This is a genomic window from Parasphingomonas zepuensis, assembly GCF_036663735.1.
GTDB lineage: Bacteria > Pseudomonadota > Alphaproteobacteria > Sphingomonadales > Sphingomonadaceae > Sphingomonas.
Genome location: NZ_JAXOJO010000003.1, coordinates 399,054 through 422,969 on the forward strand (window position 1 = coordinate 399,054; position 23,916 = coordinate 422,969).

General features: G+C 64.6%; 20 protein-coding genes and 1 tRNA gene. 8 read left to right on the plus strand and 13 right to left on the minus strand.

Going from position 1 to position 23,916, the window contains the following annotated elements; translation table 11 throughout:
* Window positions 1-163: 163 nt before the first annotated feature.
* The 7 genes from U1769_RS13190 to U1769_RS13220 form a co-directional block, all read right to left on the minus strand.
* Window positions 164-946, minus strand: coding sequence for a TauD/TfdA dioxygenase family protein (locus tag U1769_RS13190; RefSeq protein WP_332716634.1), 783 nt, complete (start codon window positions 944-946; stop codon window positions 164-166).
* A 131-nt stretch (window positions 947-1,077) separates the two neighbouring features.
* The gene (locus tag U1769_RS13195) at window positions 1,078-2,169 is read right to left on the minus strand and encodes an acetamidase/formamidase family protein (RefSeq protein WP_332716639.1); all 1,092 of its coding nucleotides are present in this window, start codon (window positions 2,167-2,169) and stop codon (window positions 1,078-1,080) included.
* Between the two features lie 38 nt (window positions 2,170-2,207).
* Window positions 2,208-2,990 carry a 4,5-DOPA-extradiol-dioxygenase gene (gene ygiD / locus U1769_RS13200; RefSeq protein WP_332716641.1) on the minus strand — a complete coding sequence of 261 codons (783 nt, stop codon included), beginning with the start codon at window positions 2,988-2,990 and terminating at the stop codon, window positions 2,208-2,210.
* A gap of 152 nt (window positions 2,991-3,142) precedes the next feature.
* The gene (locus U1769_RS13205; RefSeq protein ID WP_332716644.1) at window positions 3,143-3,628 is read right to left on the minus strand and encodes a VOC family protein; all 486 of its coding nucleotides are present in this window, start codon (window positions 3,626-3,628) and stop codon (window positions 3,143-3,145) included.
* A 137-nt stretch (window positions 3,629-3,765) separates the two neighbouring features.
* The gene (locus tag U1769_RS13210; protein ID WP_332716647.1) at window positions 3,766-4,974 is read right to left on the minus strand and encodes an aromatic ring-hydroxylating oxygenase subunit alpha; all 1,209 of its coding nucleotides are present in this window, start codon (window positions 4,972-4,974) and stop codon (window positions 3,766-3,768) included.
* Between the two features lie 202 nt (window positions 4,975-5,176).
* Window positions 5,177-5,443 (minus strand): hypothetical protein, encoded by a 267-nt coding sequence (locus tag U1769_RS13215; protein WP_332716649.1) that lies wholly within the window; start codon window positions 5,441-5,443, stop codon window positions 5,177-5,179.
* Between the two features lie 193 nt (window positions 5,444-5,636).
* Window positions 5,637-6,383: a hypothetical protein gene (locus U1769_RS13220; RefSeq protein WP_332716652.1), complete on the minus strand. Its 747-nt coding sequence runs from the start codon at window positions 6,381-6,383 to the stop codon at window positions 5,637-5,639.
* A gap of 225 nt (window positions 6,384-6,608) precedes the next feature.
* On the opposite strand from U1769_RS13220, the gene U1769_RS13225 reads away from it, so the two are divergent.
* Window positions 6,609-7,010 (plus strand): hypothetical protein, encoded by a 402-nt coding sequence (locus tag U1769_RS13225; protein ID WP_332716655.1) that lies wholly within the window; start codon window positions 6,609-6,611, stop codon window positions 7,008-7,010.
* Window positions 7,011-7,229: 219 nt separating this feature from the next.
* On the opposite strand, the gene U1769_RS13230 is transcribed toward U1769_RS13225, so the two are convergent.
* A complete protein-coding gene (locus U1769_RS13230; protein WP_332716657.1) occupies window positions 7,230-8,501 on the minus strand; it encodes an MFS transporter in 1,272 nt (423 codons plus the stop codon).
* 387 nt (window positions 8,502-8,888) lie between these two features.
* Between U1769_RS13230 and U1769_RS13235 the strand changes: the two genes are divergently transcribed.
* Window positions 8,889-11,285: a TonB-dependent receptor gene (locus tag U1769_RS13235; RefSeq protein WP_332716660.1), complete on the plus strand. Its 2,397-nt coding sequence runs from the start codon at window positions 8,889-8,891 to the stop codon at window positions 11,283-11,285.
* A 119-nt stretch (window positions 11,286-11,404) separates the two neighbouring features.
* Here the strand turns inward: U1769_RS13235 and U1769_RS13240 are convergent, their stop codons facing one another.
* Window positions 11,405-13,573, minus strand: a complete 2,169-nt coding sequence (locus tag U1769_RS13240; RefSeq protein ID WP_332716662.1) for an Ig-like domain-containing protein — start codon at window positions 13,571-13,573, stop codon at window positions 11,405-11,407.
* A 48-nt stretch (window positions 13,574-13,621) separates the two neighbouring features.
* The gene (locus U1769_RS13245) at window positions 13,622-14,371 is read right to left on the minus strand and encodes an outer membrane beta-barrel protein (protein WP_332716665.1); all 750 of its coding nucleotides are present in this window, start codon (window positions 14,369-14,371) and stop codon (window positions 13,622-13,624) included.
* A gap of 193 nt (window positions 14,372-14,564) precedes the next feature.
* Here U1769_RS13245 and U1769_RS13250 point away from each other — a divergent pair, with 193 nt between their 5' ends.
* The 3 genes from U1769_RS13250 to U1769_RS13260 all read left to right on the plus strand — a co-directional run bounded on the left by U1769_RS13250 (window position 14,565) and on the right by U1769_RS13260 (window position 19,017).
* Entirely contained in the window at window positions 14,565-15,944 is a 1,380-nt protein-coding gene (locus U1769_RS13250) for a sensor histidine kinase (protein ID WP_332716667.1), read from the plus strand.
* Window positions 15,929-16,570: a response regulator transcription factor gene (locus U1769_RS13255; protein ID WP_332716670.1), complete on the plus strand. Its 642-nt coding sequence runs from the start codon at window positions 15,929-15,931 to the stop codon at window positions 16,568-16,570. Before U1769_RS13250 ends, U1769_RS13255 begins: the two co-directional genes overlap by 16 nt.
* A gap of 374 nt (window positions 16,571-16,944) precedes the next feature.
* A complete protein-coding gene (locus tag U1769_RS13260; RefSeq protein ID WP_332716673.1) occupies window positions 16,945-19,017 on the plus strand; it encodes an NHL repeat-containing protein in 2,073 nt (690 codons plus the stop codon).
* Here the strand turns inward: U1769_RS13260 and U1769_RS13265 are convergent.
* The 3 genes from U1769_RS13265 to U1769_RS13275 form a co-directional block, all read right to left on the minus strand.
* Window positions 19,004-19,147, minus strand: coding sequence for a hypothetical protein (locus tag U1769_RS13265; RefSeq protein WP_332716676.1), 144 nt, complete (start codon window positions 19,145-19,147; stop codon window positions 19,004-19,006). The genes U1769_RS13260 and U1769_RS13265 overlap by 14 nt on opposite strands.
* Window positions 19,148-19,188: 41 nt before the next feature.
* A tRNA-Ala gene (locus U1769_RS13270) sits at window positions 19,189-19,264 on the minus strand.
* A gap of 165 nt (window positions 19,265-19,429) precedes the next feature.
* Window positions 19,430-19,750, minus strand: coding sequence for an FYDLN acid domain-containing protein (locus U1769_RS13275; protein ID WP_299913608.1), 321 nt, complete (start codon window positions 19,748-19,750; stop codon window positions 19,430-19,432).
* A 100-nt stretch (window positions 19,751-19,850) separates the two neighbouring features.
* Between U1769_RS13275 and aroA the strand changes: the two genes are divergently transcribed.
* From aroA to rpsA, 3 genes are all read left to right on the plus strand, one after another.
* Complete coding sequence (gene aroA, locus U1769_RS13280; protein WP_332716681.1) at window positions 19,851-21,197, plus strand: 3-phosphoshikimate 1-carboxyvinyltransferase; 1,347 nt, start codon at window positions 19,851-19,853, stop codon at window positions 21,195-21,197.
* On the plus strand, window positions 21,194-21,832 hold the full coding sequence (cmk, locus tag U1769_RS13285) for a (d)CMP kinase (RefSeq protein WP_332716683.1): 639 nt from the start codon (window positions 21,194-21,196) through the stop codon (window positions 21,830-21,832). Before aroA ends, cmk begins: the two co-directional genes overlap by 4 nt.
* A gap of 213 nt (window positions 21,833-22,045) precedes the next feature.
* Window positions 22,046-23,779 (plus strand): 30S ribosomal protein S1, encoded by a 1,734-nt coding sequence (gene rpsA, locus U1769_RS13290; protein WP_332716685.1) that lies wholly within the window; start codon window positions 22,046-22,048, stop codon window positions 23,777-23,779.
* Window positions 23,780-23,916 lie beyond the last annotated feature (137 nt).

The following is a 23,916-nucleotide window of genomic DNA, read 5'->3' on the forward strand; positions in this document are numbered from 1 at the left end:
CTTCCCCGGCGAAGGCCGGGGCCCAGTTGGAAAGGTTGTCGTAACTGCGCGCAACGCCCAGCCATGATCGTCCCCCACCTGGGCCCCGGCCTTCGCCGGGGAAGCAGACTCTGGACGAATGCCGGCCAAATTTAGCGCTCGCAACTCTGGCGGTGCACGCACCTCAATACGGCTTGTCCCCCGCGATCGTGACGCGATAGCCGGAGCGGACGTCCGGGAAATAATCCCACACCGCGAAATGCTGGGTGCAGCGATTGTCCCAGAACGCCACTGAATCCTTCTGCCAGCGAAAGCGGACCTGGAAATTCGGGTCCTTCACATGCTCGGCCAGCAACCGCAGCACGGCGTCGCTTTCCGGCTTGGACAGCCCGTTGATGCGGATCGTCTTCGATGCGCTGACGAACAGGCATTTGCGCCGCGTCACCGGGTGCGTGCGGACCACCGGATGCGTGTTGCGCGGGTATTTCTTGTCGATGTCCGGAAACAGCTCGCGGTAGATGTGATTGGAGTCATGCACCGCGGTCAGCGGATCGAGGAACGCCTTCATCGCCGGGGACAGCGCGTCATAGGCGGCATACATGCTCGAAAACAGCGTATCGCCACCTTCGGAGGGCAGCTTGTGCATGTGCAGGATGCTGCCCATCGGCGGCTCGGCATCCTCGCTCAGGTCCGAATGCCAGTTCTCGCCGGCGACGAACGTGCTGGTCTCGTCGGCATGGATCGCGACGATCTCGGGATGCTCGGCCAGGCCGGCGACACCGCTGTGGTAAGCGAGATCGCCGAAATAGCGGCCGAGCCGCTTGTGGCTCTCATGAGTCAGCGGCTGATCGCGAAAGAAGATCACCTGGTGCTGCATCAGCGCGTCGTGCAGCTCGCTCACAATCTGGTTGCCCAAAGGCTGGTTCAGGTCGACCCCGAAAATCTCGGCGCCGATGCGCTTCGTCATGGGTCGAACGTCAAGCACCTCATAGGACATGGCAGATCTCCGTGCATTCAGTGCTTCGCCCCATCCGATATGGCCCGGACGGCGGCGGCGATCTTGTCCCCTTATGCCCGATCGCTTGTCGGCAGGCGGCCTCAGCCCGGATCGCGCACGATGCCCTTGCCGCCGAAGATCTGGCGATCGATCCGGCAATGAATGCCCTGGGTGCCGTCCACCACCTGAGTCACGCCGAAATCCGCCGCGACGCTCATCAGCGAATAGGCGTCCACGCGGGACAGGCCCTGATGCTCGGTCAGCAGGTGCAGCATGTCGAGCGAGGCACCCTTCATCGCCTCGTCCAGGTCCGCGCCGAACCCATGGACGATCCAGCAGTCGCTGGTCTCGAGCAATGGCGAGGGAAAGGAGAAATCCTTGCGCAGGATGATCTGGAACAGCACGTCGAGCGAGGCCTCGATCGCCGTGCCGCTGATCTCGCCGTCGCCCTGGCTCACATGCGGATCGCCGATCGAAAACAGCCCGCCCTTCACCTGCACCGGATAATACATCCGGGCGCCCGCCCCGATGCGCCAATTGTCGATATTGCCGCCATGCAGGCCCGGCGGAATCGTGCTCACCGGCTCGTTGGTCGCCGGCGCCACGCCGGCAGTGCCGAGGTGCGGGCGGGCCGGAATGGTGATGCCCGCCAGCGCCGGCTGGCGGTCGCACTCCGGGCAATGGGTGATGCGCCCCGGCACGACATATTTGTCGGGAATGTCATAGGCGTAGAGCGCGCTCGCGGTGTTCGCGTTGGGATCGAGGCGATAGATCGTCACCCGCTCGGTCTCGCCGAACTCCTGATAGAGATGGCCCCAGTTCGCCTGCAGGTTCGATCCATAGTTGAATCGCGGCACCATCTGGAAATAGCGGACTTCGAGCATGTCGCCGGGCTCGGCGCCCTCGACAAAGATCGGGCCGGTCATGATGTGGCAGCCCGGCGCCCGCCGCTCCGGCGCGATCTCGGTGAAGATGCGGCGAATGTCGTCGTCGAACATCAGCGCGGGATCGTCGCCGGCATGGTGAGTCACGGCCTGCGCCTGGATCAGGTCCCCGCTCTGCACGGTCAGCGCCGGCTTGATCTCGGGCGAGAAATAGCCCCAGTGCACGGTTTCCGGCGTCGCGCGCAGGCGGTGCAGCGCCTTTGGCTGGATAGTGTCGCGGACCATGCCGTGCGCGGTGATCAAGGTCATTGATGTCCCCTGTGGTGAAGCCGAACGGCGCGCGATGGTCAGTCCGCACCGATCAGGATGCTCGTCATGCCGAGCGACTTGTGATGGATGAAATCGGGATGGAACTCGGCTTCCTCCCCGTCGTGGCGCGCCCCCAGCACATAGAGCAGCGGCCAGAAATGATCGGGCGACGGAACGGAGAGGCGCGCATCCTCCCCCAGATCCTCGAAGCCGATCACTGCCTCCGGACGGTCCTGCGCGATCGCGTCGAGCATCGCGCCGTTGAAGCGCGCGGCCCAGGGATAGGGCGGCGCTGACGGGTTTTCCCAGTCCATCGCCGGCAGATTATGGACGATGTTCCCCGTGCCCATGATCAGCACGCCCTCGTCGCGCAGCGGCCGCAGCGCCCGGCCTACCGCCCAATGCTCGGCCGGCGATTTGCGCACGTCCATGCCGATCTGGATCACCGGGATGTCGGCATCGGGATAGGCATGGACCAGCACGGTCCAGGTGCCGTGATCCAGCCCCCAGCCCTGATCCAGGTCGACCGACACCGGGCCCAGCAGGTCCCGCACCCGTTCCGCCAGCGCCGGATCGCCGGGCGCCGGATAGCGCATGTCGAACAGCGCCTGGGGAAAGGCGCCGAAATCATGGATCGTCCGCGGCGTGCGCATGGCGGTCACGGCGGTGCCGGGCGTCAGCCAGTGTGCAGAGATGCACAGGATCGCGCGCGGCCGGCCGATCCGCCCGGCGATATCGTGCCACGCCTCGGTCGTGGCGCTCTTCTCCAGCGCCACCATCGGGCTGCCATGGCCGTAAAAGACGATCGGCATCCGGTTCATGCGGAAACTCCGGGGCTGCGGTCGGTGGGCGGGGAAGACGTCATCGGGATAGGTCGCCGTCTGGCTGTTGGACGGGGCAAGGCTAGGAAGCGGCGCGGCGATCGGTCTTGCGCTGATGCGCCCAGTTTATTGTTCCGCCGGACCGCGACGCCCTATTCGCGGGTGAAATCGGCTGGAATTTGCGGATCTTCCCCGGCCTTGCCCCATAGCAGGATCTCGTTCCCCCACGGGTCGGCAAAGGCATGGTTATAACCGTTGAATTCCGCCCAATAATGATTGCGCCACAGGATGACCGCACCGCGTTCCTCCGCGGCGGCGAGGATGCGTTCGGCTGAATCCTCGTCGCCGATCAGGATCCAGATGCGCGCCTTGCGTCCGTCGGTCACGAGATGGCGGGGTGCGACGCCGGCCGGATCGGGATGCGGGCGCGCATTGGCGGCGTCGAAGATGCCCAGGTGCAGATTGCCGATCGCGCTGTCGCCGCCATCCTTGTGCTTGAAGAACCCGCCCGGCACCATGCGGTGGTAGATGCCTTCGGGCCGCGCATCATTTTCCCAGCCGAACACCTCGGCATAGAAGCGGCCCGCCGCGGACGGATCGTCGGAAGCCAGATCGACGAAGATCAGCGTATTGGTCATGCGTGCCATTTCCCCGGTTGCTCGATGGCCAACTGCTATCAGCGGGAGGGCCCATGGCCCCTGTCGGCATGCGCCTGAAAAGTTGATCGCGGGCGCAGCGCCCGGTGCCCCCTGGCTCGGGCCCCCATGAACCGGGCTCAGGACGCCTGCTTGATCCGGGTGACCGGCGCCGAGGGACCGCGCCGGCGGTTCCATTCGCCCCAATAGCGATCGACCAGCCACAGGTTGAACTGGCGCTGGGCGCCTTCCTGCCAGCTGTAGCGACCGCGCGGGGCGAATCTGGAATTCAGCCCCTGCTGGACGAGCAGGTCGACATGCAGATCCTGCTGAACGATCTCATAGACTGCGTCGTCGTTCATCTTCATCTTGTGCTCGAACAACGGGTCGGACATCGCCGCCGGGTGCAGCAGGATGCCCATGGTCAGCGTATGGGTCTGGGCGCTCTGCGCGTCGAGGATCATGAAGATCACCATGTCCGCCATCACGACCAGCGACAGGCTGGGCGGCAGGTTCACGAACAACAGGCGGTGGCGCTCCTCGTCGGTCAGCTTGGGGAAGACCGGGAAGACCGCCTTTTGCGTCGCGTTGAAGCTGGCATCGGCGTGGAGCGATCCGTTCAGCCGGTAATAGCCGGCCGTGTCGGACGGCAGTTCGGGGAAGCTGGCAAGCGAGCTCGGCACGATATCATGCAGCGGGCCGGCATGCAGGCGGTTGGCGTGATATCCGTCATTGTTGTTCTCGAACATCACTTTCCAGTTCCACGCATAGGGCATCGGATCCCCCGGGCGCGGACCGCGCGCGGCAGCGAACTCGTAATGCGCGACGACCTCTTCGAGTCCCGCCAGCCGCGGCCCGAGCGGCGCTGCCTCCAGGTCGAAATTGACGAAGACGAAGCCATGCCACACCTCGATCTTCAGCCGCGGCAGCCCGTTCTTCTTCTTGTCGAAATTGCACGTCGTGTTCATCGCCGGGGCGCCGACCAGCGTGCCGTCCAGATCATAGGTCCAGTGATGATAGGGGCAGACAAAGGCGCGGGTATTGCCCCTGCCCTCCGCCACCAGCATCGCGCGGTGCTGGCAGACCGACGACATGGCCTGCAGCTCGCCGCGCCGGTCGCGCGCGATCACCAGCGGTTCGTTGGCATGGGTGCAGGTGAAATAGTCGCCGGGCTTTTCCGCCCATTCCTCGCGCCCGACGCACAGCCATTCGCGATAGAACAGCGCCTCCTTCTCGAAGCGGTAGAATTCCTCGTCGGTATAGCAGGCCGGCGGCAGCGTCTCGGCCTCTTCGATGGCCTTCACCGAGGTTGCGAAACTGTCGAACAACTGGTCCGTCAAAAGCGTCATTTGGTCACCTCTGCCGCCAGACTAGGCCGAGTCCCGGCGCCATGCTTTGCAATCGGCGTCGCAAATTTTGTCCGTCAGCCCCTCGCCGCGCCCGTGATGCACCACCAACGCACGGTGTGCGCGGCAAACCGATGTCTAAAGACCGGACTTGGGACGAAGCAGTCGCTGACTGCTGGGCGCAAAGGTGGGCGCAATCTGGGCGCTATGACACAGGCGTTTTTCCAATCTCAGGGTTTTCAAGAAAAAAGCCTTGAGATTTAGGGGAGCCTCCACTTTCACGCCAACCCCAATCCACCTCTTTAGCCACAAAGCGGATTGAGATGTTTTCCTCCGGATTACCGCCCATCTGGGCTTCGATCAGCCCAATGCACCCCCAGCAGTCTCCGCCGCAGTCGCCCGACAGTGGATCAACTTCGACATTGAGTGGACGGCCGCAAATGCCGCAGCTCTGATCCTCGGGCTTGCTCATCACGCAAACCTGCCTAGAGCGGGATGACTTTAGCTAGACCCGTTCGTTTCGAGCGAAGTCGAGAAACATTGGTGGAGGGCTGCTTGGCGGTTTCTCGACTTCGCTCGAAACGAGCGGAGAGGGAAGACGATTCCACGCGATGTCACCTGGCTCTAAAGCACAGTGCGACCATTCTCAACTAAGCCAGCCTAGGTTAGTCTCCCGTCCAAAACAACCCTGGCTTGAAGAGGCGCTTTAACTCCGCTCTCCTTGTCGCAAACAAACGAAAATCGTTGACCACGTCATCGAGGTTCTCTGTAACCCGGACAATCATCGTATCGCCGTGCCGATCAATGGGAAAGCCGGCAGCCTTAATGTTTTCAACGTTTACCTCAGTTAGGTATTCCCCTCCGTATGCCATTGCCCAGCCGATATTAGGGATACCGGGTTTCGCAGGGCCGCCAAACGAACCGGCCTTAAACGAAGATCCGGCGTCACTGCATAGAGATCCTTTTTCCTCGTCCGTGAATACGTGGAGCATGCCAATCTCGGGCTTTGAAACAGATATCCAGTTACGAAAGAGAGTGAAGAAATCAATGCGCTTATCCCAACGGGATTCGAACCATAGAATTGAAGGAATTTTTTGCCCTCTGCTATTTATGCTTCCGTGATTAATCATACCACGGCTCGCAAGCGGGGATTTCCGCTTCCAGAGAGGGCCTCCAAACCGCTCGCCTGTGACTCGTCCATCAAAATGGGTCTTAATCGGCATCGCCCACCACTCTTCGATAAAGTGGTCCAAGCTGATAAACGGGTCTTTGAAGCGCTCACTCGTCGAGACAAGCTCCGGCTCAAGCCGGGAATCCTGACCGATCAGCGTATGCATAAAGTCGCGGCCGAAGCATTTTTCCGTCGTCGCGGACGTCGTCTCAATCGAAGTCAGAACGCTTGGCTTTCCCATATCACCTCGACAAGCCGATTTTCGTAGCGGCCAAATGGCTGCGGTAAGCCTGCTTTTGTGATGGTCGCACGATAGTTACAATGACCGCTATTGGGCGGTTGCAGACAGGCGACTTTCATGCCGCGAACGGTCTCGCAGTTTTCGGGCAACCAGCAAGCCCTGGCGGCGCATGGAACGGCGAAGAGTGGGTGGGAAGCGGACGGTCAGCAGGGTATACCTGTGTCTATGAAGGTAACCGTCGCCATTTATGTTGCTGCCCTGTTCATTCTCGCAAGCTGCTCGAACGAGCACGAGTCCGCCCCCGATGATAAATGGGTGACCGCTTCATCACTTAGGCCATCTACAGTCCCTTATACGCCCAAGCCACTCATCATTGCTCACGAGGAAAGCGTCGGTCGCTGGGTTTGGCTTCCTGAAAAAGCTCAAGCCAAACCCATGAGTTTAGATAATATGGTTGGAGAAATTGCTATCGCAAAGACTCTTCGACCTGAACCCTTGGTCCTCTTCAGCTTCGCGCGTTACGCCGACCGTGCTAAACTGATAGAAACCAAGTCGCGAATTGCAGATGCGTTGGGCTGCTCGAGCTCCAGCCCCTGCATCGAGGGGACGCCCGAGCAACTCCGATAGGTTAAAGCGCTGTCCGTTATGGTCGTTAGCGGTCGGTCTGCTGTCAGCAGTTCGCTTTGCCGATCGCCAACGGCCGAGAACGATTGGAAAGCAGTCGTGTGTCCGCGCTTGAAGATGCGCCCCTCAAACGCGTTCAGGTAAGTCCCACCGTCGATTTCCTGCCCATTCCAATACGCCAGAAACGAGCGATCGAGAATGCCGTGAAGCGCACGCCGTTTGTCACTCGGCCGGAACCAGCGTCGCCCCGGCCGGCACTTCCGGCTCGCGCGCCTCGGGCGCTACGGCCTGTCGCGGCTGCGGTGCGTGCAGGAAGAGTGCGGCCATCACCACCGCCGCGCCCAGCATCGCCGCGAACACCATGAACACCGGCACGAAGCTGCCCGTCTCGTCCGCCACCCAGCCCGCCGACAGCGGCCCGAGCACGGCGAAGGTGGTGGCCATCGTCGCCATCGCCGTCAGGTCGCCGGCGATCGAGGCGCCGAAATAGCGCAGCAGCAGGATATGCGCGCTCAGCCAGCTGAAGCCCCAGCCGACACCGAAGATCAGCGCGAACACGGCGGCCCAGGCCGGCGTCGCCGTCAGGCACAGCAAGGTGACGGCACCGCATTGAAGCATCATGCCGCCGACGAGCAGCGTCTTGGGGCGGACCCGCTCCGACAGGGCACCGGAGACGCCCTTGGCGAGCGTGCCGGTGAGCGCCAGCAGGCTCATCGCCAGCGCACCCGGCGCACTGCCGCCGCCCAGACCCGCGACATGCGTGACGAGCACGGAGTGCATGGTGGTGACGACCGTCTGGATCACCATCATCGCGATCGCCAGCAGGACGAAGGACCGGCTCATCATCGCCTCGCGCACCGTCCATGGCGACGCCTCGGCCGGTGCGTGGGACGCGACGCCCGCATGCTTCACCTGGTCGATCGATTCCACGCGCACCGCGTCGCGGATCGTGAACAGGAACAGCACGCCCAGCCCGACCGCGGCGATCGCCATGATCATCCAGTGGACGCGCCAGCTGCCGCTGACCCCGACGATGGTGCTGACGATCAGCGGCCCGACGACGCCGCCCAGCGCGCCCGCCATGAAATAGAAGCCGATCAGCCGCGCCGATGTCCTGGGAAACCAGGTGGCGATCAGATAGACCGCCGGCGACGGCGCGATCAGCGAGAAGCCAGCGCCCATCAGCGTCGTCGCGACGAAGAACAGGCCGATGCTGTGCACCATCGAGGCAAGCAGGAAGCCCGCCGCCAGCACGATCCCGCCGGCGAACATGGTCAGGCGCGTGCCGACCCATTTCATCAGCAAGGGCGGCAAGGGGCTGCTGAGCCCGCAGGCCAGGCCCAGGAAGGAGAAGCTGGTGCCCGCCGCCGCCTGGGACCAGCCCAGATCGGCGACCATGGTGTAGAGCACATAGCCGAGCGACGTGAAGGTCGTGGCGGTCACGAAGAAGAAGCCGAGCGAGACCGAGATCATGATCAGCAGGTTGCGCGACATGTGCGATGCCCCCTCACGGTGCCGAATTATCGATACGGCAGACTAGGCGCTCGCCCGCACAGGGCTTGATTGCCTGCGCCCGAAGAGTTGATGATTGCTCGGCAAAGAGGCCGTTCGCGCCTCATTGGCCGGCAAAATGCTGCAGCGCCCCCTCCGCGAACCCGGCCTGGGCTGGCCCCGCACGGCGCTGAAACCCGCATTTCCCCACCTGAGGGACGAATCGTCGCTGCGTTGCGGCGCTGCCGCGTCAACTAGTTATTCGCATGCGCACAAGACCGCACCGGACGATCGATGGCTGAATACCCCCAATATGGACACTTCTCGAAAGAAGGAGCGCCAGGGGAGGTTCGGGACACTCGATCGGGGGATGGGACAATGGTGAAAAGAGTGCGAAACAAGACGCTTCTCTTCGCGGCGGGCGCTTCGACGCTGGCGATGATACCGGCGACCGCGGTCGCGCAGCAGATCGTCGGGGCCGCGAGCGCGGCGGCCGATCCGGCCGCAGGCACGGCGCCCGATCCGGATCAGCTCGACGACATCGTCGTGACAGCCGAGAAGCGCGACGTGAATCTCCAAAAGGCGCCGTTGTCGGTGTCGGCGGTGACGGCGGCCAGCCTGAGCGAGGCCAATGTCACGGAGATCACTGGCCTGAACGGCCTGGTGCCCGGCCTGGTGGTCGCGCGCAGCGGCGGCGGCGAGCGCATGGTCTCGATCCGCGGCGTGGGCTCAGAGACGCCGGAGAACACCAACACCCAGCCCGGCGTGTCCTTCCATGTCGACGGCGTCTATATCTTCAACTCGATCGCGGCCAACGCGGCCTTCATCGACGTCGCTCAGGTCGAGGTCCTGCGCGGACCGCAGGGCACCACCTTCGGCCAGGGATCGACCGGCGGCACCATCAACGTGGTGACTCAGCAGCCGTCGCTCGAAGGCCTTTCCGGCAACGCCAATCTCGGCTTCGGCAATTATGATTTCATCAAGGCGGATGCGGCGATCAACGTGCCGCTCGGCTCGACCTTCGCGATCCGCGGTGCCGTCCAGCATCTGGCGCATGACGGCTATGCCACCGCGACCGCCGTTGCCGGCACGGACGATTACGAGCTCGACCAGCAGGACGAGACCGGCTGGAAGGTCGGCGCGCTCTGGGCCCCGGCGGACAATTTCTCGATCACGCTCAACACGATCCAGTACCGCAGCGACACGCACGGGCCGGCCCAGAAGAACATCCTGGATCCCGATCCCGATCCGCGCCGCCTGACGCAGGATTATCCGGGCCGGTCGATCATCAACACCGAACTCTATTACGGCGTCGCGAAGCTCGACACTGCCTTCGCCACGATCAAGTCGATCACCAGCTATCAGAAGCTGTACAGCAAGCAGGCCTGGGACGCCGACGGCCTGACCGGCGACCTGTTCTACGATCTGACCTACAGCCCGCTCACCTTCGGCGGCGATCGCTACGATCACGTGCCGCTGTGGCAGAGCCGCACCAAGAGCTGGACTCAGGAAGTGAATCTTTCGTCCAACGGCGATGGTCCGCTCTCGTGGATCGCCGGCGGGGTCTATCTCTGGTCGAAGAACTCGCAATACATCGTCGAATATCGCGATGCCGACGGCGATCCGCTGGCGCCGGCGCTGCCGCTCGACACGGCCTGGAACGACCCGCTGGTCGATACCATCGCCTATGCCGAGCTTTCCTCGATCACGCGCGAGGCCTGGGCCGGCTATTTCGAGAGCAGCTATGACGTGACGGACGCGCTGACGCTCACTGGTGGCGTGCGCTACAATCACGACAAATATAGCGGGGAGAGTGCGAGCAACGGCGCGGCCACCTCGGGCACCTATCTCCAGCCGCTGCCGACGCCGGGCCTGACGACCAAGAAATGGACTGGCAAGGCCGCCGCCAAATATCAGCTGACGCCGTCCAACATGGTCTATTTCAGCTACACGCGCGGCTTCAAGCCGGGCGGCCTCAATGCCTCGGCCGCCAATGGCGCGCGCGCCCTGCTCGGCTTCGACAACGGCACTGAGCCGACCTACAAGCCCGAGACCGTCGACGCGTTCGAGATCGGCACCAAGAACCGCTTCCTGAACAACACTGCCCAGCTCAACGTCTCGGCCTTCCTCTACAATTACAAGAACATGCAGTTCCTCGAGGAAGATCCGGTGCTCTACGGCGAAGGCACCAGCAACGCGCCGAGCGCGCGCATCTACGGTGTCGAGATGGAAGGCTCCTGGCTGCTCGCCGATCACTGGAAGCTGGAGGGCTCGGTTTCCTTCCTGCACGGCGAGTTCAACGAGGATTATTTCGCGCTCGATCCGGTCCGCGCGAGCGAGGCGCAGATTGCGGCTGGCTTCCCGGGCTATCTGTTCTGGTCGAATTTCTACGCCGCCGCCGTTGCGCGCGATGCGGCGCGCCAGAACATCAACGGCAATAACGTCCCCAAGATCCCGAACGTGCAGGGCACGGCGAGCCTGAGCTACACCAACCAGGTCGGCCCGGGCCGCGTCACCGCCAAGGCGCAATATCTTTACCGCGGCAAATATCAGTACCGGCTGTTCAACGAATCCGCCTCCGACACCACGCCGGATTACAGCCAGGTCAACCTGTTCCTGAAATATGAGCCGGACAACACCAAGCTCAGCCTGTCGCTGACCGTGACCAACCTGTTCGACAAGGCCGGCGTCAATTCCCGCTTCTCGGACCCTTATGGCAGCGCCCAGACCTACAACACCTATGTCCCCCCGCGTCAGGTGTTCGGCTCGATCGGCTACAGCTTCTGATCCACGAAAAGGGGGAGATATCGGCCACCGCGGCGCCCGATATCTCCCCAAAACTTATCCGATAATATCAAATACTTATGTAAACCGTACAATCACGATTCACCCCTTCCCGTGTACGGTTACTGCCGCGTACCCGAGATCGACGTGGTCCCGCTGCACCGGGTATTGTTCGGCCCGCTATAGGAAAACGACCCGCTGCCGCTGAGATGGTTGCTGTCCGGGATCCGCGCATTGACCGTCTCGGTGGTCGTCCCGGGATCGTCCGGATAGGTCACCGTGGTCGAGCCCGCCAGCCCGGCCGGATCGCTCACGCTCGACATGGTCAGCGTGATCGGGAAGCCGCCATAGGACGTGGTGTACTGGGTATCGGAGACCTTGCTCACCGAGATGGTGAAGCTGTTGGTCTCGTTCGGGCAAAGCCCGGCCTGCGACTGGCTGGTGGTGGTCGACCGGCTGGTCACCGCCCACGCCCCCTCGAACTGGCGCACCACGGTGATCAGCACCGTCGCCGTGCGGGACACGCCCTCGGCATTGCGCGCGCGATAGGTGAAGCTGTCGCTCCCGAAATAGAGCGTCGCGGGCGTATAGGCGAACGCCCCGCTGTCGCGCAGGGTGACCGTCCCGTGCGCCGGCTGAGTCACCACCTCCAGCGTGTCGGCCCCGCGCACCGTGACGGTCGAGCTGGCGAGCTTGTCCTGGACCACGGTGATCGCCGCATCCTCGGCCCCGGGCAGCGCGACGGTCAGCTGGGCCGGCACGGTGATCGGCGTGCCGGAAGTGCGGTTGAGCACGAAATCGAAGTCGATATTCTGGTCCGTCGGAGCCGGATCGACCGCCTTGAAACGCAGCGTCACCGCATCGCCCGACCCGCTCTTGCTCCCGGAAACCTTGCCCGACGAGATCGCACCAAGCGAGATCTGCGCGCTCGGCACATATTCGGTCTTCTCGGACTTGAAGGCAGCGAACGCCGCCGTCACCGGCGCGGGGACATAGGGCAGCTGCGCCAGCAGATCGACGAACTGGCTGTACGTGGCCTGGACGCTCGCGGCGACACTCGGGTCGAGCTTCAGCGTGTGCCGGACACGCAGGGTCTGCTCCTTGTTGTTCTGGAAGCCGATCCGCCCGGTCACGGCCGTCGGCTGGACGAACATCGCGCCCATCGCGCTCGCCTGCCGCAACGCCTGGGTCGTCCCGCCCGTCTCGATCGAGAACTCCGATTCGTCGAGACAGAAATTGACCGTATTGGCGACTTCATCCCTGGCGACATCGAGCGTCTGCAGGCCCTTGATGAACACCGCGAGCCCCGCGATCTTGGTGATCGTCAGCTCCGGCGCGATGATCAGCGCAAGCCCCGATGCCATCAGTGCGATCGCTTCGATCTTGGCCAGCCGGAAATTGTTCGCGGCCGTCTGGCACGACGCAAGGTTGAACGCCGCCGAACTCATCGTCCCCGTAGTGAAGGCGCTGTTCCCCGCCAGGATCGTGGCGAGCGTCGCCAGTTCGGTCGCGCTCAGCGTATCGATTTTCGCGAGGCTCTGAGTCAGCGCGGTGCTGTAGCCGTCGAACTGGCTGCGCTGCGCCGAGCTCATCGCGCTGCCCTGCCCCGCGATGAAGCTGTCGAGCGACGCCTTGGCCCTGGTCAGCGCGTCGCGCACGACACTCTTGGGATCAGCGATGCTCGGCGCCGCGGCCACCGTTACGCTGAAATTGAAGGTCCGCGTGCCGACCGGCACCGTCAGCGGATAGGTGCCCGGCGCCAGATCGGCCGGCACCATGAAGGTCAGCGCGCTCGCCGAACCGCGATTGAGCGTCAGCGGCTTGCCGTTCAGCGTACCCTGATAGGAAGTCGCGCCGAGCGGCAGATCGGTCGCGAGCAGCACGCCGAACTGTCCCTGGCGAATATTCGTCAGCGACGATCCGGCTTCCAGCTTCGCCACACTTGCCTTGACCTGGATGGTCACGTTGCCGGTACCGCGATTGCCCGCCTTGTCGGTCGCGGTCGCGGTGCAGGCGATGGTGGTATCCGCGGCGACCACGGCAGTCTGCAGGAGATTGCCGGTCAGCGTGCCGCCGGCGCAGGTGAGCGTGGCGACGAGGCCGGTGTCGACATTGTCGGTGACGGTCACGGTGATCGGGACGGTCTGTCCGCCCTCCACCGAGCCCGGCACCGACAGCGACAGGACCGGCGCCTGCGTATCGCCCGCCGGGGCGGTCGATCCGCCATCCCCGCCACCGCTGCATCCCGAGATGATGCCGAGCACCATGAGCGTGCCGATTGTCCGACGCATGTTCTTTACTCCCTTTTGGCCGCCGCCCTGAGGCGACGGCCCTGTCGATCAGAAGGTGAAACGGAGACCCGCGGTGCCGCTGTTGGTGCGGATGTTGCCGACATCGGCGCCCGATACGGCGTCGTAGGGCAGGTTGCCGCCCTTGGCCTGGCGATGGCGGTAATCGACGGTAAGCGCGATGTGATTGCTCACCCGCACGGCCACACCGGCCCCGAGCTGCCATGCGAACCGCGCCTTGCCCTCGCCATCGATCTCGAACCCCGCCACGCCGGCACCGCCGCCGGCATAGGGCGTGATCACGTCGCCGACCGGCACGTCGATCCACAGATTGGCCAGGGCGGACAGCTGGCGGAGCCGGCTGCCGGCGCCGAACGAAATGGTATTGCCCGACAGCGAGCAACCGCTCACCTCGAGATAGTCGCACACATCATCGACGTCCCCGGCATCGAGCGTGACCGCTGCGCCATTGACCTTGTCGATGCTGAGCGCGCGCAGCTTGTTGCGCTGATACGCGACCTCGACATCGGTGCGGACCATGCCGAAATCATAACCGATCACGCCCTTGAACTCGGCCGCGCTCTTGGTGTGGATGCGCCCGTCGACGCTGTCCGTCGTGCCCGACCCGCCGAAAGTGCCGCCCGCATCATAATAACGGATATCCGTATCCTGCACCGCCGCGATCCCGCCGGACAGGCCGATATAAAAGCCCTTGCCGTCATCCGCTGCCTCCTGGGCAAGCGCCCCGGTCGAAAGGAACGATGCCGCCAGCAGGCCGGCCGCCATGGTTGAGAAGCGCATTGTAAAATTCCCCGCTCTTGTCTCGATCGGCCGGCGCTGTTGCCATCGGCCGGGAACGGCTTCAGCCGGCTTCCCGCAAAGAAAGTCGTTGAAACCGCTCGTGTGTTGTTGATTAGACGGGACAACTGGCCGAACGTATCGGCCGGGTGGCCGAACCGAATGGCCGAGGCGCATAAGGGGGACGAACGACCGGATGGCATTGCGCACCCTGCCCGAACCCGGTGTCGCGCTTCGTATCGAGGAGGTGGAGGAATTGCAGGGCAAGGCCCGGACGACGATCGTCGGAATCGTCGTCATGGTGACCGTGCTCGCCTTCATCCACGCACAGTTCGCCGCGATCGTCGAACCGGTCCTGTTACGCAGCTGGCTCGGCTTCATGGCCGGCAGCATGCTCTATCTCACCGCTCATCTGGCCGCCTTCGCGCACCCGCGCTGGCGCGCCGCCAGACCCGCGCGTTACTGGGTACGCGCCACCCAGGTGGTGACCGTTTCTCTCTGCGCCGGGATCGCGGCGAGCGTGTGGATTCTGTTGCCGCCGGCGAACGATGCGCTGCGCATGTTTGCGATCTTCCTCTACGTCTGGTTCGTCGCGATGGTGATGATGGTGGGCGGCAGCCGGATCTCGGTCCTGGGCTGCCTGGCGCTGATCGTGTCGGTGGCGGCGTTCGTGCTGGTTTACGACATGCCCTATGCCGTGCCGCTGGCCGCCTTCCTGGCAATGGCGGGTGCAGCGATCATCGGAATTCGCGGGCTGATCTGGCGTGCCGCCGACGAGGCATCCGACGCGCGCGCCATGAGCCAACGCGCGGCAGAATCGCTCGAGCGCGCCCTCGCCCTCGTACGTGCCGAGCGCGACGCGAAAACGCGCTTCATCGCCGCTGCCTCGCACGACCTGCAACAGCCGATCCAGGCCGCCCATCTGTTCATGGATCAGGCGCTCGAGGGCAATGATCCGGCGCTCCGCGAACGCTCGGCGAGTGGCGCGCGGCGCGCGTTCGAATCAGTCCAGGCGCTGCTTGAAACGATGCTCGATCACCTGCGGCTCGATGCCGGAGCCGTCATCGCGAAGATCGACGGTGTGGCGATCGACCGGGTCGCCGCGACGATCATGCTTGAACATGGCCCCGCCGCACGGTCGGCCAACGTCCGCCTGTCGCTGGTGCAAAGCCGGATCGTGGCGCAAGCGGATGCCCGGCTGCTGCAGCGCGCGCTCGGCAATCTCGTGGGAAATGCGATCCGCCATGCCGGGGGCACGCGAATCCTGATCGGAGCGCGGCTGCGCCGCGGCGCGGTCGACCTGTGGGTCATCGACAACGGACGCGGCATTGCAGCAGCGGATGTGGCAAGGCTGTTCGAGGATTATGCGCAGGGCTCGGATCACGGTCTGGAAAGCCGCGGCGGATTCGGTCTCGGCCTCTCATCGGCGCGGCGGCTGATCGAGCTTCAGGACGGGAGCGTGACGCTCGACCGTCGCTGGCGCCACGGCAGCGCCTTTTGCATCCGCCTGCCGGCCGGGCAGCGCGGTGCCCCGGCGATCAGCCAAGCCGCGGGGCCTGAATGCAAAGCTGCCTGATCTGCGACGACCATGCGCTGGTGCGCGAGGCGCTGGCCGGTGCGGTCGCGCGCCGCTGGCCGATGACGACCATCGCCCAGGCCGGCTCCTTTCCCGAAGCCTGGGCCAGGGCGGAGGAGCACGCTCACGACCTGTGCCTGGCCGATCTTGCCATGCCGGGCGCCAGCGAACGCGAAGGCATCGCCGGCCTGCGCCGGGCAGCACCGACCATGCCGGTGCTGGTGATCACCGGATCGCATGATGACCGGCTGCTGCTCGACCTGATCGGCGACGGCGTAGCCGGGTTCGTGCCCAAGACGTCAGGCACCGACATCATCATGGCCGCGATCGATCTGGTGCTCGCCGGCGGGCGCTACATGCCGCCACGAGTCGCGGAACTCGCCGCGCAGATGCAAGGCGGCGCCAGCCCGGCGGCTGAGAGCCGTACGCCGAAACCCGCGGTCACCGCGCGCCAGGCCGATGTGCTGCGGCTGGTGGCGGATGGCTATTCGAACAAGGAAATCGCGCGCGCGCTCGATCTCTCGCCCGCTACCGTCAAGACTCATGTCGCGCAGACGATCGCCGCGATCGGCGCCACGAACCGGACCGAGGCGGCGATCCGCGCCCGTGCGCTTGGGCTGATCTGAGGCGGCAGCCTCTTTCGCTCCGCCGCCATCGGCCGATCGGATACATCAATACGCATGCCGCAACGACACCGGTCACGATCAGCCCCGCGTGCACCGGACTGGCCCCACCCCAACCCCTGGCGGACAGGACCGCCGCCGTCACGTTGAACAGCATCACCATGGAGGTTGCGCCGAACAGGATCTTCAAACTGCGGTTCATGACCGGTTAGTCTGGCGACAGAGGAATTTCTTACGGGCCGGCCCTGGTGCAGGGAGTGCCGGGATAGCCTGTCGAACCCTGATCGCCTCCAGGAGATATGAAAGGCACCCGGCGCGACCATCTGCCATCAGCCCCGTTGAGATTGCTGCGTGAATCGGTGCTAAGGCGGCATCGGATGTCCAGCATATCTCCCCGCAAACTCGTGCTGGCCGCATGCCTGTTCGTTTTGACCGCCATAGGTGGCGTCGGTTTTTTGTGGCTGTGGGGCTGGTTCGCGCCAGCGCCGACCCGTTTCGGATGGCCCGCGGTCCAGACGATCGTGGCCGGAACCGGCGTGCGCGGCGCTGCCGACGGCCCGTCTTCGAACGCCCGTTTCTCCGATCCGTTCGCGGTGGCGATCGACGCGCGCGGCACATTGTACGTTGCGGATGCCGGCGACCAGGGTCGCATCCGCAAGATCGACCCCGATGGAAACGTCAGCACCCTGCCCGGATCGTTCGACACGCCGTCCGGCCTTGCGGTGGACGGCAATGGAAATGTGCTCGTCGCCGACACCGGCGCCAACGCGATCCGCCGGATCACTCCCGGCGGGCTTGTCACCACGATCGCCGGGGACGGGACGGCGGGCTATCGCGACGGGCCGGCGGCGACGGCGCGTTTCAACGGCCCGATCGGTGTTGCGGCCGACGACAAGGGCAATGTCTATGTCGCGGACAGCTATAATGATCGCATCCGCCAGATCAGCCCCGACGGGCAGGTGCGCACTGTGGCCGGCACGGACGCACCGGGTTATGCGGACGGATCGGGATCGTCTGCGGCGTTTGATACCCCGACCGGGATCGCCATCGACCGGCACGGCGCGGTTCTCGTTGCGGATACCGGCAACGAAGCGATCCGCAGGATCGATCCGGATGGTCGCGTATCGACACTAGCCCGTAGTGATGCCAGCGATGGTGGCTTGCTGAACGGGCTCGTCGGCCTCGCCCCGACCTGGGACGGATTCGTCTACATTTCTTCCTACCGCCGCGGGCGCATCGTACAGATGTCGCCCTCCGGCGTGTTGCGCGTGCTCGCCGGACCGGGGTCGACGATCGACGGCAATGCCGCGCTCCAGCTGACCGGGCCTGCCGGGCTTGCGATCGACCGGGCGGGTTCGCTTTATGTCGCCGATGCCTCCGCCTATGCGATCTACAAGCTCAGCCTGCGCCGCGCCGACAACGGCCCGATTTCCACGATTCCGAAGCTCGCTCCCCCTGCGCTTCTCCGGTCCAGCGTATTCCCTTGGCCGGTCGAACCGCAACGCGGCTGGCATGAAGTGGTCGGCACCATGGGAGAAGTCCGCGGCAATTATCGGGGCGAAAGCCGCGACCACCTCCACGCGGGCCTCGATATCAGCGCTCCAGTGGGGCAGCCGGTGGTCGCATCGGCGAGCGAGACGGTACGCGACCCATTGCCCAACTGGGACGTCGGCGGCCTCAGCGAAGGCCTGCGAATCGATCAGATGACCTATATTCACATGCGGGTCGGCCGCACCGCGACCGGCGGCGCGCTGGATCCGGCGCGCTTTCAGTTCATCCGCGACGCCGAAGGCAGGATCACGCGGGTTCGGATCAAGCGCGGCACGCGCTTCCGGGTCGGCGATCCGCTCGGCACGATCAACGCAATGGCCCATGTCCATCTCGAACTCGGGCCGCCACGCGGCAAGATCAACGCACTTCTGCTGCACTTCCTGGGTTTTGGCGATCACGTCGCGCCCCGGATCGATGATATCCACGTCCTGAATGTCATGGGTCAACGCCTGACCGGGATGCAGAAGGGACGCCTGGTCGTTCCCGCTACCGAGGGTCTCGTCAATATCGTCGCCGAGGCGTGGGATCAGGTGGACGACAATGCTGCCCACCGGCGCCTTGGCCTGTACAAAGCCGGCTTCCAGATTCTGAAGGCCGACGGTACGCCGGCGCACGGCTTCGGGAAGCCGCGCATTACGCTGGAATTCGATCAAATGCCCACCGCTCCCGACGCCGCCCGCATCGTCTATGCGCCGGCCAGCGGCGACACGGTCCATAGCGACCAGCACACGCGCTTTCTCTACGTCCTGAGCAACGTCGTGCGTCATGGGCAAGCGGAGCAGCGGGGTTGGAACCCGGCGGACCTGCCCCCTGGGGACTACACGATCCGCGTCCATGCGGCTGATCAGGCTGGAAACGTCGCGGTGATTCGACGCGATCTGCCGATCACGATCCGCTGATCCACTGCAACCAGCCATGGCAGCGCGCATCAGCCACGATCGCGCGAAAGGAGGTTTCCAGTTCGGCGTCGTGCCTGCGCCAGGCGTTCTGCCTGGCAAAGCCGATATCGTTGCGGGGGTGGTTCCCCACCACTCAACTGATATTTCGCATCAATTGGTCAGGTGGAGGAATGGTGGAGCCGTGGGGGATCGAACCCCAGACCTCTGCAATGCCATCGCAGCGCTCTCCCAGCTGAGCTACGGCCCCATCGTCGCGGGTCTGGAATTTCCCGCGAAGGCGTCGCCCCTACCGAGGCGACGCGACCTTGGCAAGCGGGTCTTGCCCTTTTTGCCGGTCTAAATTTTTATTCCGTCATTCCATGCTCGTCGAGGATCGTCGGGCGCCCGGCCAAAGCCAGGGCGCCCGGTTCGATCAATGCTCGTCGTCGTTCGTCGGCGCTTCCACGCCGAGATCGTCGTCGCCACCGAGATCGACCTCGTCGTCGGGCGAGGGCTCCTCGTCTTCACCGGTGTCGATATCCTCATCGTCGTCACCGACCAGGTCGGCATCCTTCTTGACGAGCTCCGGCTTGGGCGCGTCGAACGGCAGGGGCTGCTTGGACTTCAGGATCGGCTCGGGGTTCCAGGTCGACCCGCACGAGATGCAGGTGACAGGATCGTCCTTGCCGAGATCGTAGAAGCGCGTTGCGCATTTCGGACACGACCGTTTCGTGCCCCATTCCGGCTTGATCATGCCGATTCGACCTTTCGAAGAAATGGGAGTTTTGCGAGATGACCCGCAAAGTGGGGCGCGCCTTGCCATAGCGCAAGCGCACTGTCAAAAGCCCGCGCCAATGCCCCACCCCCTGCCCCGCCCGCTCGAAATCCTCCCATCCGGCCCCCTCACCGGCACCGCCATCGTGCCCGGCGACAAGTCGATCAGCCACCGCGCGCTGATGCTGTCGGCGCTGGCCGTGGGCGAGAGCCGTATCGAAGGGCTGCTGGAGGGCGAGGATGTGCTCGCCACCGCGGCTGCGATGCGGGCGATGGGCGCCGGGATCGAGCGTGACGCCGACGGCGTGTGGCGCGTGCACGGCGTTGGCGTGGGCGGCCTGCTCCAGCCCGATGGCGCCTTCGACATGGGCAATTCAGGCACCTCGACCCGATTGCTGATGGGCCTGGTCGCCAGCCACGCCATCACCGCGACCTTCATTGGCGACGCCTCTCTGTCGAAACGCCCGATGGGGCGGGTGATCGACCCACTGTCGCTGATGGGAGCGGACATCACGGCCAGCCCCGGCGGGCGCCTGCCGCTGATGGTGCGCGGGCTGAACCCGGCAGTGCCGATCGAATATACCCTGCCCGTCGCCTCGGCCCAGGTGAAGTCGGCGATCCTGCTGGCCGGGCTCAACACGCCTGGCATCACCCGGGTGATCGAGCCGGTCGCGACGCGCGATCATAGCGAGCGGATGCTGCGCGGGTTCGGCGCCGACATCACCGTCGAGGAGACGAATCGCGGGCGGGTCATTTCGCTGACCGGCGGGGCCGAGCTGAAGCCGCAATCGATCGTGGTGCCGGGCGATCCGTCCTCTGCCGCGTTCCTCGTGGTCGCGGCGACGATCGTGCCGGGATCGGACGTGCTGGTGATGAATGTCGGACTGAACCCGACGCGCGCCGGGCTGTTCGAGGCGCTGCGCATGATGGGCGCCGACATCGCCGAAGAGAATCCGCGGATCGTGGGTGGGGAGCCGGTCGCCGACCTGCGGGTGCGCCATGCGGCCCTTCGCGCGATCGAGGTGCCGGCCCATCTCGCGCCGAGCATGATCGACGAATATCCGATCCTGTTCGTGGCGGCCGCTTTCGCTGAAGGGCGCACGGTCGCCCGCGGCGCCGAGGAGCTGCGCGTCAAGGAATCGGACAGGATCACCGCCATGGCCGAGGCGCTGGGCGCGTGCGGCGTGGAGATCGAGGAATATGAAGATGGCGCCGTGATCCAGGGCACTGGCGGCGGGCCGATCGCCGGTGGCGCGACGATCGCCTCGCGGATCGACCATCGCATCGCGATGAGCATGGCGGTGGCTGGCCTCGCCGCTAAATCGGCGCTGACCATCGACGATGTCTCGCCCATTGCGACATCCTATCCTATGTTCCTCGAAACGCTGGATGCGTTGAAAGGCACAGCAGCAGTGGCAGTTTCATGATCATCGCCGTCGACGGACCGGCCGCATCGGGCAAGGGCACGATCGCGCGCGCGCTGGCCAGGCGATATGGGCTGCCGCATCTCGATACCGGTCTGCTCTACCGCGCGGTCGCGGCGAATGTGGCGCGACTAGAACTCGACCCGACGATCGAGGCCGATGCGGTCGCGGCCACCGATTTCGACGAGCATCTGCTCGAGAATCCGGCGCTGCGCAGCGACGAGATCGGGAAATATGCCTCCGTCGTATCGGCCCACCCGCTGGTGCGATCCGCCTTGCTCCAGCGCCAGCGCCGGTTCGCACACCAACCGGGCGGCGCAGTGCTTGACGGGCGCGACATCGGCACGGTGATCGCCCCCGATGCCGACGCCAAGCTGTTTGTCCGCGCGACGCCGATGATCCGGGCCAAGCGCCGCCACGCCGAGCTTCGGGAGCGCGGATCGCAGGTGAGTCTCGACCGCGTGCTCGCCGACATTCGCGCGCGCGACCTGCGCGACTCCACGCGAGGCGTCGCGCCGCTGACACAGGCCGACGATGCCGCCTTGCTGGACACCAGCTTTCTCTCTATAGACGCCGCCATCCAGCGGGCGATTGCGCTCGTGGAGGCTCGGACAGCGGCGCAGGTGGCAACACCCTAGCCGGGCGAGGCGCGAAGCGGAAAACGGCTCCATTCTATTGCGGATGGAATCTGCCGGCCCCGCTTACGCGCCCTTTTCGCTTTGTCGGTGATCTTCGCGAGGGCGATGGACGCTGGGCGTCGCGACCGGCAATCGGCCGCCGCGACAGCATAGGCCAAGACCGCCGGAGACAACCGGCTGGCCGGAAACATAGTAACTAGGATTCAGAGATTTATGGCCACTTCGGCAAATCCCACACGCGACGATTTCGCGGCCCTCCTCCACGAGACGCTCGGCGATGCCGACAGCTTCGAAGGCCGGGTCGTCAAGGGCACCGTCACTGCGATCGAGAATGATCTCGCCGTGATCGATGTCGGCCTCAAGTCCGAAGGTCGCGTGCCGCTCCGCGAGTTCGCGATGCCCGGCCAGAAGGCCGATCTCAAGGTTGGCGACGAAGTCGAGGTCTATGTCGACCGCGTCGAGAACGTGCACGGCGAAGCAATGCTGTCGCGCGACCGCGCCCGCCGCGAAGCCGCCTGGGACAAGCTGGAAACCGAATTCGCCAAGACCGCACGCGTCGAGGGCGTCATCTTCGGCCGCGTGAAGGGTGGCTTCACCGTCGACCTGAACGGCGCCGTGGCGTTCCTCCCCGGCTCGCAGGTCGATATCCGCCCGGTCCGCGACGTGACCCCGCTGATGGACATCCCGCAGCCGTTCCAGATCCTGAAGATGGACCGCAAGCGCGGCAACATCGTCGTTTCGCGCCGCGCCATCCTGGAAGAGACCCGCGCCGAGCAGCGTTCGGGCCTGATCCTGTCGCTGGCCGAGGGCCAGGTGATCGACGGCGTCGTGAAGAACATCACCGATTACGGTGCGTTCGTTGATCTCGGCGGCATCGACGGCCTGCTCCACGTGACCGATCTCAGCTACAAGCGCGTCGGCCATCCGAGCGAAGTGCTGAACATCGGCGATACCGTCCGCGTCCAGATCATCCGCATCAACAAGGACACGCAGCGTATCTCGCTCGGCATGAAGCAGCTCGAGAGCGATCCGTGGGAAGGTGCAGCCGCCAAGTATCCGATCGGCGCCAAGCTGTCGGGCCGCGTGACGAACATCACCGAATATGGTGCGTTCGTCGAGCTGGAGCCGGGCATCGAGGGCCTGGTCCACGTCTCCGAAATGAGCTGGACCAAGAAGAACGTCCATCCGGGCAAGATCGTCTCGACCTCGCAGGAAGTCGATGTCGTCGTGCTCGAGGTCGATCCCGACAAGCGCCGCATCAGCCTTGGCCTCAAGCAGGCCCAGTCGAACCCGTGGGAGGCCTTCGCCGAAGCGCATCCGGTCGGCTCGACCGTTGAGGGTGAAGTCAAGAACGCGACCGAATTCGGCCTGTTCATCGGTCTCGACAACGACGTCGACGGCATGGTCCATATGTCCGACATCGCCTGGGGCGTTTCCGGCGAGGACGCGCTCAACCTGCACCGCAAGGGCGAGGTGGTTCAGGCCATCGTGCTCGACATCGATGCCGAAAAGGAGCGTATCTCGCTCGGCATGAAGCAGCTCGAGCGTGGCGCTCCGGCAGCTGGCGGCGCCGCAGTCGCATCCAGCGGCGGCGGTTCCGGCGGCCTCAACAAGAACGCGATCGTCACGGTCACCGTGCTTGAAGTCCGCGACGCGGGCCTCGAAGTGCAGGTCGGCGACGATGGCGCGACCGGCTTCATCAAGCGCACCGATCTCGGCCGCGACCGCGACGAGCAGCGTCCGGAGCGTTTCCAGGTCGGCCAGAAGTTCGACGCGATGGTGACCGGTTTCGACCGTTCCAAGAAGCCGACCTTCTCGATCAAGGCGATGCAGATCTCCGAAGAGAAGCAGGCCGTGGCGCAGTATGGCTCGTCCGATTCGGGCGCGTCGCTGGGCGACATTCTCGGCGAGGCGCTCAAGGCGCGCAGCGGCGACACCAAGAAGTAAAACCATTCCGGGCGGGCGGAGCATTTTCGCCCGCCCGGCAATGACGATTTTTTACAATTTTGCGTCGATTCGATCCTATTCCCTGGTCGAGCCTTGATATAGATAAAGGTCCGTGACGGTCATGTCCGAAACGGGAC